Annotated in this window: 7 protein-coding genes and 1 pseudogene; 3 read left to right on the top strand and 5 right to left on the bottom strand. The window is 53.1% G+C overall.

Features of this window, described 5'->3' with window-relative positions:
* Nucleotides 1–121 precede the first annotated feature (121 nt).
* A pseudogene (locus HJC00_RS32075) lies at nt 122–262 on the top strand (transposase domain-containing protein); the annotation flags it as partial.
* Nucleotides 220–546 carry a hypothetical protein gene (locus HJC00_RS32070; RefSeq protein ID WP_311044209.1) on the top strand — a complete coding sequence of 109 codons (327 nt, stop codon included), beginning with the start codon at nt 220–222 and terminating at the stop codon, nt 544–546. The pseudogene HJC00_RS32075 and the gene HJC00_RS32070, both read left to right, overlap by 43 nt.
* Before the next feature lie 205 nt (nt 547–751).
* On the opposite strand, the gene HJC00_RS32065 is transcribed toward HJC00_RS32070, so the two are convergent.
* The 5 genes from HJC00_RS32065 to HJC00_RS32045 all read right to left on the bottom strand — a co-directional run bounded on the left by HJC00_RS32065 (nt 752) and on the right by HJC00_RS32045 (nt 6154).
* Nucleotides 752–1834: a hypothetical protein gene (locus HJC00_RS32065; RefSeq protein ID WP_206118687.1), complete on the bottom strand. Its 1083-nt coding sequence runs from the start codon at nt 1832–1834 to the stop codon at nt 752–754.
* A gap of 35 nt (nt 1835–1869) precedes the next feature.
* On the bottom strand, nt 1870–3078 hold the full coding sequence (locus tag HJC00_RS32060) for a glycerophosphodiester phosphodiesterase family protein (protein WP_245007029.1): 1209 nt from the start codon (nt 3076–3078) through the stop codon (nt 1870–1872).
* A gap of 334 nt (nt 3079–3412) precedes the next feature.
* On the bottom strand, nt 3413–3910 hold the full coding sequence (locus HJC00_RS32055) for a GNAT family N-acetyltransferase (RefSeq protein ID WP_245515214.1): 498 nt from the start codon (nt 3908–3910) through the stop codon (nt 3413–3415).
* A gap of 151 nt (nt 3911–4061) precedes the next feature.
* A complete protein-coding gene (locus tag HJC00_RS32050; RefSeq protein ID WP_168301799.1) occupies nt 4062–4733 on the bottom strand; it encodes an HAD family hydrolase in 672 nt (223 codons plus the stop codon).
* Between the two features lie 134 nt (nt 4734–4867).
* The gene (locus HJC00_RS32045) at nt 4868–6154 is read right to left on the bottom strand and encodes a DegT/DnrJ/EryC1/StrS family aminotransferase (RefSeq protein ID WP_168301800.1); all 1287 of its coding nucleotides are present in this window, start codon (nt 6152–6154) and stop codon (nt 4868–4870) included.
* A 454-nt stretch (nt 6155–6608) separates the two neighbouring features.
* On the opposite strand from HJC00_RS32045, the gene HJC00_RS32040 reads away from it, so the two are divergent.
* Entirely contained in the window at nt 6609–7883 is a 1275-nt protein-coding gene (locus HJC00_RS32040) for an ROK family protein (RefSeq protein WP_168301801.1), read from the top strand.
* Nucleotides 7884–8292 lie beyond the last annotated feature (409 nt).

The raw sequence follows: 8292 nt of genomic DNA, 5'->3' as shown, positions 1-8292 counted from the left end.
CCTCTGAGCATGAGAACTATGCCGAGTGTCAACCAACGGCGACCCGCCGAACCGGCCGGGAACGCACGGTGTAGCGTCCCCATCAAAAGAGGCGTTCGGCATAGTTCGACGGTCGGCATAAACCGCCAAGCTCAATGACATCGACCCACAGGCTTGGCTCGCCGACGTTCTCGCCAACATTGCCGACACGCCGATCAGCAGGCTGGAAAAATTGCTGCCGTGGAACTGGAAACCGACGCAAACAGCAGCCGTTGCGGCATAGGATCAACGATGGATCGCAAAGCCAACCGAGCTATCATTCGGAAAATATTGCTCACCGAGTGGGACCCCATCGGGGTGTCGGACATTCCTGAAGCGCAAGACGAATATGATGCCTATGCCGATACCGTCTTTGGCATGCTGGCCAACCAAACCGCCTCAGTTGATGCCATCGCGCAGTATCTCTTCAAGATCGCGAACGAGCACATGGGGCTCTCATACCCAGAACTTAGAGAGCGCTGCGATAAGGCGGCAAGAGCCGTCGCGGCACTTCAGTCAGACCGCTGAACCTACACACCATCAGCGCCAGGTGCGGCAATCACCGGATGCTTACGAATATCTTAACGCGGCGATTTCCACGCTTGAGTGGTCACCATCTTTGCCCAATCTTGTCAGACATTCGGTTCACAAGCGACCGGGATTGCGGCATCGCGGTAGCTGAAACTGATGCCGTCTGATCGCGTTGGAACAAATCAGAGTCGTCCAACATTCGTTATTCAAAGCGTTCAATATTAGTGCGGATCGCATCACCAGCCACCGATTTTACATTCGACGGAGGATTGCCAGGACGAGCCGTGCCGCAGGGAGTCCTTATCTCGCCGGAAAGGTACTGGCCGCTGTTGCAGGGCAGCATGTTGACGTCGAGAAAGTCGCTCCTCTTCAGGGAGTTCTGATACGCTACGACTTCTTTCATCGACAAGGGGTTCGCGAAGATCGTCACTCCCTCAAACCCCGGTAACGCCTCAATTGGCTCAATCATGGGCGATGTCTGACCGGGCACTGCTGCAGCGCCAATAACCCATGGGCCAACCGATCCGAAAATGACGGATTTCGGACGATCGGTTGGCGTGCCAGAGCTGAAAGGAGAATGCGGGAACCCACTGTCGAGCACTGCCTCATCCCACTGGTAAGCTGTAAACGCTAGAAAATATGTGTATGGCGCAAAGCGGTCCATGCGAACTTTGCCGTCTGGAGTAAAGGTATAGTAAATCCACTCAGTGCCGGAGAATGCCCCTGTTGGCCCCACGACGTTCATGTCCCAGGGCTTCTGCCACCATGCAGTAGACGCCATGTCGCTTTGAAGCAGGCTTTTCGCGAATGACCACTTCTGACCATTCGGATTGGGTGCAGCTCCCAATGCGAATGATAGGTAAGCATCGTTTGAATTAGAACTTAGAAGCGATAAGGCGCTGCCGCCATTAGGAACAGTATTTTCACGGGTTTTTTCGACCAGAAGGACAGTGAACCCCGTGTCTGGTCTGATCGACGCGCTTTGACTAGTCTCGATTGACGTGCGCGGTGGAAGGTTGAAGGAAGTCTTGTTGGTATAGAAGTCAAATGCCTGCCTCGTATCTTCGGGCACCGGATAATCCGCTTCTGCCGCCGAGTCGTGTATGTACAGCTTTGGAAATTCCCCGAAAATGGGCACTACCTTCGGTGTGAGCGTCTGAGATACTTTCTCCGACGCGCTTCTAAGGCAATTGGCTTCATTGGTACATGATGCCCCTTGCCCTTCTCCAGCGACAAGACAGCCCAGCGCGGAAGACAATAGGAAGATTTTTATTCCATTATTCATCAAAACATTCCCTTTTTGAAAGCGGAGGTCTTGCTCTAGCGAGTGAGTTCGGAGGTGTTGCGGCGCCGTATCTGGCGCAGCATATCGCCGACTACGTCGGGCCAATCAGTGGTGATAAGATTGGTACGATTGACGAGCGCCATCTCAGGATCTCCTCGGTAATCTGGTACGATCCCTCGCTGAGCGGTCGATTTCGGATCCGTGTTGTGCTCGAAGCAGCATTTTCCGGCGCTGTTTGCGACGCCCTCTGGAAAGTAGTTACTTTCATGATAGGTGGCGAAGCCCTGCTGCTGGTCGATATAGTCGAAATATGCCTGCAGACCGTCACCTTTATAGAATTGGTTCATTTCAAACTGAATGGAGAACGGCACCACATTCCATTGATCGTAGATTGGATCCTCGTGGGGATCATAGCTGGAATCCTTCACATTCTCGTCATCCGGGTTTTCGACGACAATTAGCCCGCCAATGAGGTTGGGGTCGTAGGTTGTCCGATTTAGAATCGTGCCGACATCCGCCGCATCCTTTGCTTTGAGCTTGAATACAACGGCTTTGCTGAGTTTCGCATTTCCCTTGCTCGCGAGAATGTCAAGGCAGCGTTGCATGAGCTCGATGGGATCAGTAGGGTCCTGATCATCGACTGCCGCCTTGATATCGACGATCATCACGTACCCATGACCATCATCGGAAACATATTCGGCGAGTAGATCGAGCGCGGCGGAGAATGTTAGGAACTTCGCCTTTCGCCCTTGTGAATCCGTAAAAACGCGGCCATGTCGGTCCCGTAGATCGGCCTGTCGTAGCTGCGACAAGTTCTGATTATATAATAGGCCGCTTCCAGTTGATTCGCGCTCAATCCTGTAGTCATGAGATAGAACGACTTCTTTGTCTGCGGTGAAGCGGGCATCGACCTCCACGCTCTCAATCTGCGAATTCCAGGCGTCTTGCAAGGCATAGGCTGAATTCTCAGGATAGATCTCCCAGGATCCGCGGTGCGCAGATAGCAGGACCAAGTCGTCATCGGGTTTCGGCAGCTTGAACATGTTTCTTGTAATCGCGCTTACAAGATATGGTGAAGGCTTTACCGGAAGTAGCGCCTCTGCTGCGGCGTAGGATGGAATACCGAAAGCAAGAAGAGAAGTTAAAGTGAGCGATGCACGCAGATCACGTCGGCCGCCGAGGTAACCGAGACGCGAGGAGCAAAAATTCACAAGCACTGATGCCACATTGTTGCTGGTGTCCATGGAGATTCGGAACCTTTCGATGAGAATTTCGGGTAGCTCGCTACTTTGTACGGCTTGTTCGTGCGGCCTTTGCAACAGCCCATCACAGCAGTGGCTAAGGCTTGGGAGAGCGAAATCCTGGGGGGTGCCCGTAGTGCGAGGAAGTTTTTAGCCGGCCCACTATCGCTGCGATGTGCCGGCAATAACACGCTCTTCAACATCAAGATGATCCATAAATCAGCTTCCACCCAAGGCGCTGCGTTGCCACGTCGCGACGTCGCGTGCTCAAGCGTTGAGAGAGTTGTCATGAAAGCAGCTTGGAGCTCCGGCGCAATTATTTCGTCCTAGCGTAGCCTCAGTTGAGAGGAAGCAGGGCTTTCTTCATTAACGCCGCTTCGCCATACGATGTTTGGACGTGATCAATTGCCCGCCAGCCGCTCTTCTCGTAAAGAAGTTGCGCGTCCTCTGTTGTCAGATAAAGACTCTTGCAACCGAGGCACGATGCTTCGTGCTCGAGCCGCTCGATCAACAACCTGGCTATTCCTTTTTTGCGGTGAAATGGATGGACAAAAAGCGACTTAAGCCAAGGGGATAGATGAGATTTTCCATCGAAATCACGATCAGCCAACGTGACCATTCCTACTGGCAACGCGTTTTCGATGGCGACTAGTGTTAGCGGCATCGAGCTTTTTGTTGCCGCTTCAAACTCGCCTCGCGTTTGTTCGTACGAGCCATTTGATTGACAACCCCATTGTCCGAAAGACCAACTTGCGCAAATGGAAATGAAATTCGGAAATCTTTCTAGGTACTCGATCGTTACCGGAGTTCCAGCTACCATTGCTTTCTCGGTCATAGTGTCTCCATTTTTTGGCGGGCCGAGCAATCGCGTGACGATCGGTCAACTTGAGGTGAAGCCCGTGCACTAGTGAGCTATCGGACCTCACGATATATCCTGCACGGTGACGCCGCGATTCAAGACGGGTCGCCAGCACGCAACAGCGTGATCACAAACCTGCTAAGATTTGTGGCAACGCGGTCATGCGGCTAAACAGCTTAGTGGCACCTGCTTCCATCAGTTTGTCTCCGTGCCCAGGAAGGCAATGCGAAGCACCTACGAAGCCAATCACCATCATCCCGGCTGCCACCGCCGCCTGAGTGCCAGCAACGCTGTCTTCAATAACGAGACAACTGCTAGCCGGTGTGTTCATATGATCTGCTGCAAACAGAAACAGATCCGGCGCAGGCTTACCACTCGCAACCTGCGAAGCGCTGAAGACATGGGGCCAAAAGTAATCATGTAGGTCCGTGACTTTAAGCGCCAAGGAAAGCTTTGCAGCATCGCTGTTCGACGCCACGCACTTCTTTAAATTAATGGTCTCCAAGGTTTGCCGAACGCCGCTGATTGCATGCAGATCGCGAGGATATCGTTTTGCAACTTCGGCCATCACACATTCATGATGATCCTCCGGTAGGCGTAAGTCGCCCTCGGATTCTATGACTGAATAACTTTGCTGGTCAGTCATCCCTATGAAGCGATCGTTATACTCTTCAGCCGATATGATGTAGCCGAATTTCGCCAAAGCTTCGATGTGCACCGCAGTTGCAATAAGCTCACTATCGACGAGAACCCCATCGCAGTCGAAGATCAGTAGTTCCGGACGTTTTGAAAAAGACATAAGCAGTCCTCATTATAGAATGACTCTGAGGTTTGTCCCAGTTCCAGCTTTCAATCTTCCAGGCATTGAGCAGGGTAGGATTGTATCCGATCGGATGTTGACCATTGCGGCACTGGGAAATTGATGCGTCGTGCTCAGCCGGAAATTGCTTCTGCCGCGATCTTCGGACCTTGCTTATGAAGAGCATTCCAAACCTTGTGAAACGCCTCTGCATAAAGCTCCATCAATTCGCCATTGTTGGGTGGCGCAATCTCCGAGACGTAAAACATCGTATCCAACAGTTTCACTGTGTTCGGGAAATCGGCGGCCTTCCAGTTGTCGCAAATGTCTGGAAGATATTCGAATACGGGCTTCGTGAGCCAAACACAGATAGGCACGCCTTCGGCCTGCAGAGACCTGACCACGAAATCCCTTGCAGCCGGGCCGGGTGCGAAGCCAAGCGCCTCAGGTTCGATCCGGAGGGGAAAGTTGAGCATCGAATGGTCGCAGTCGGATGGGTTGAAGAGAGGAGATATGCCCACAAGTTCGCCGATCATCTCCCATAAAAGCTTGCAATTGTCTCTTCGGATTTGCAGTTGCGTATCCATCTCTGTTACCCGCAGCTTCGCTATAGATGACGAGAATACGTTCGGCCTGTAGTTGTACCCTTGGGAATAGGGCGAGAATATTCGCGCTCCACTTCGAGACGAGCTGGACAGCGATACGCGATCAACATGTGCAATCAAGTTGGCGTCTTCCGTAATGACAAATCCCAGTTCGCCGGCCCCAAGGTGCTTGGCGCCGTTTCCGGATAGAGCGAGCGCGTCTGCATCAAGATGCGCACCGCCGACGATTGCTTTCGCGGCGCCGATTGATTGGCAGATGTCGTCGATCACAGCAATGCCCTGAGCTCGCGCTGCAGACCTCGCGTCGGGGACGAGAACATTGTTTCCGAAAAGGTGAGTGACTAAAACTGCAGCTACATTAGGGTTGAACTTTTCAGCGGCCGCGCGCTGATCAATCCCGGCCAAGTTCATGTCGACATCAACGAAGACGGGTTCGAGACCGCTGATTTTGATTGGTCCTACCGCTCCTGGCCAATTCAGTGCCGCGGTAACGACTTGCTCGCCTCGCTCTTTGACGTAGTCGAGCTCGATGTGAATGGCCGCCGTTCCGCTGCCGACAGCGCGCACTTGCCACTTCCCAGTCCAGCTTGCAAGATCTTGTTCCAAATCGCTCACGATTGGGTGGTTAACGCGGTGATACCTTCCACCATCCACAACACCTTGGAGTGCATGCAAGTGCTTATTCTCCGCGGCGGGCCAAGGTGTAACACGTCCCTGGGGGACCACAGGCTTCCCACCGAAAACGGCGAGCTTCTCGCCTGAGAAAGCACCAGTTGTGTTGCGAGTTATGAGCCGTAGTGCACCGAATCCGTTCATCACGTTCTCCAATCATGCTCACTAGAATGCTGATCAGCCCACACAAACGCTAGCACTGCTTTCCCACGTTTGGTAGCTAAATTACAGTATATCACAAAGTATAATATAAAGTAGAATTAGGAGCAGGCGGGCACAATAATTATGTTACTGAATATTTGTTGTATATTGGCGGACGGGCGCCTAAGGCGTCACTTTGGTCAGCTTCTGTGCGGAGCACGTTGGAAATTTCAATAGTTTTTTAACGGCTGGCCGGACAACTGAGATCACTGAATGAAGCTGGGGACGGGAACCGGCCAAAGTTTCCCGTAACGCCCGGTGCCGATTGAAGAAGCGTTGGACCAACAGCACATTGCCACCCCAGCTCATAATCCGAGCCCCACCGAATGGCGAAAGGTCGCCCTCCGCTAGTACTGGCCGTTGGTGGCAATGGAATTCGGCAACAGGATTGGATGCTATGGAATCCTTGATAAGAAGACACGAAGCTCATCGACTGGGAGAACGCGAGGGCAGTCCTGACGATCACCATATTGATGAGAGCACTAAGGGTATTGTACTGGCTCAAAGATTGATTCCAACGGGAACCTTGGGCGCCGCGAATCGGGGCCGATTGTTGCAAGCCTTGTACGACATAGGGCCATCTAGCAGAGCGGATCTCGCCCGCCTTACCGGTGTGACTCGAGGAACTATCGGAGGGATTGTGCAGCCCCTGATCGATCAGGGTGTTCTTGCGGAAGGAGAAGTGATACCTCCGAACGAAACAGGGGGCAAGCCAGCTACCAAGTTATGGTTTTCCAAGGATGCAAGACCTATGTGCGCGGTGCTCCTGCTGCACGACCGCGTGAGTGCGTGTTTGGTCTCTTTGGAGGGCGAGGTCTATGCTCAACACGCCGCCGATTTTCCGAAGAACCTAACACACCCCTCCGACGCCTCACGTATTATATGCACCTGTGTCGAAGAAACTATCGCATCTGGCAAGCCGATCTTAGGGATAGGTGTAGCAGTGGCTGGAACGATCAATACGGAGACGGGCACAATTGTGACCGTCAGTCTCGGGCCATTCCTGGACGGCTTACCCCTCGAAGCCGAGTTGCACAAAAGATTTGGAGTTACCGTGTGTGTCGATCAGGATACCAGAGCTTTGCTGGTTGGAGACCGATGGTTTGGGCAAGGCCGCGGTCGGAGAAACTTCGCCTCGGTCCATATCGGCGAGACTTTGGGTGGGGCGCTTTACCTTGATGGGCATCTCTATCGGGGATCCGCAGGTGCAGGCGGTGAAATCGGTCATACGACCGTAGACATCAAAGGTCGGTTATGCCAGTGCGGCCGACGCGGATGCTGGGAAACAATCGCCAGCTCGAAGTGGTTAGCAGACGAGGCCAAGGTCAGGCGGCTGCCACAACCTCACTCATTGGATGTGAGCCGATTATTGACTCTGGCCAACGACAATGTCCCAGGCGCAAGAGAATTACTTCGCGACTACGCGTTCAATATCTCGGTCGGTCTGGCGAACCTCCAGCAGTTCATGGCACCCAATTTCATCATTATTCACGGCGACATCGTACGAGGGGGAAACCCGATGCTTCATTTAATCCAGGAAAGCTTTCGGGAATTGGTATTCCATCGCCCGGGTGATGAAATTGCCCTTGCTTTCGGAGACAGCGAATGCCTGGCGGCTTTACGCGGTGCCGCCAGTCTTCTTCTTTCTGACTTGCTGAATTTCGTCATCTAATGACATCCGCTACAGATCCTCGGGAAGCTTCTTAAGTGGCGGCAAAATGGACTCCATTTGAAGCAATCTGGGAACGACCTGAGGCGGTCCGCGGTCATTGCCGGGATCTATCTGCAACTCGACGGTCACTCACTGTGCCGAGTGCGTTCGCGACCTCTTCAAGCATCCGGCTTGCTGGCGAAGACATTGACGCTGTCTCCGGGTTGGTTTGACTGGTCTGCCTCTCAGAGAGAGCATTCTCAATTTGAAACTCCGCTACAATCCCGCGCAACTGTTTTGCCTTGAACCGCGCCGGGTTTGCCGGAGGCTATTGCGTTTAAGTTATGCGGCCATGGCTGGTTCGTCTAGCATGGCGTAATATTGCTCTTCAGCTTCGGCTGGCGGCATGTTTCCGATGGGTTCCAGAAGC

The organism is Rhizobium sp. NLR22b, assembly GCF_019685295.1.
Taxonomy (GTDB): Bacteria; Pseudomonadota; Alphaproteobacteria; order Rhizobiales; family Rhizobiaceae; genus Rhizobium.
The sequence above is the reverse complement of the archived record's forward strand: the minus strand, read 5'-3'. Positions and strand labels throughout refer to the sequence as shown.

Bases quoted from the DNA above. Each gene is read 5' to 3' on its own strand.
- HJC00_RS32055 (WP_245515214.1), bottom strand. From the start codon at position 3,910: ATGACCGAGAAAGCAATGGTAGCTGGAACTCCGGTAACGATCGAGTAC.
- HJC00_RS32040 (WP_168301801.1), top strand. From the start codon at position 6,609: ATGGAATCCTTGATAAGAAGACACGAAGCTCATCGACTGGGAGAACGC.
- HJC00_RS32050 (WP_168301799.1), bottom strand. From the start codon at position 4,733: ATGTCTTTTTCAAAACGTCCGGAACTACTGATCTTCGACTGCGATGGG.
- HJC00_RS32045 (WP_168301800.1), bottom strand. From the start codon at position 6,154: ATGAACGGATTCGGTGCACTACGGCTCATAACTCGCAACACAACTGGT.
- HJC00_RS32060 (WP_245007029.1), bottom strand. From the start codon at position 3,078: ATGGACACCAGCAACAATGTGGCATCAGTGCTTGTGAATTTTTGCTCC.
- HJC00_RS32065 (WP_206118687.1), bottom strand. From the start codon at position 1,834: ATGAATAATGGAATAAAAATCTTCCTATTGTCTTCCGCGCTGGGCTGT.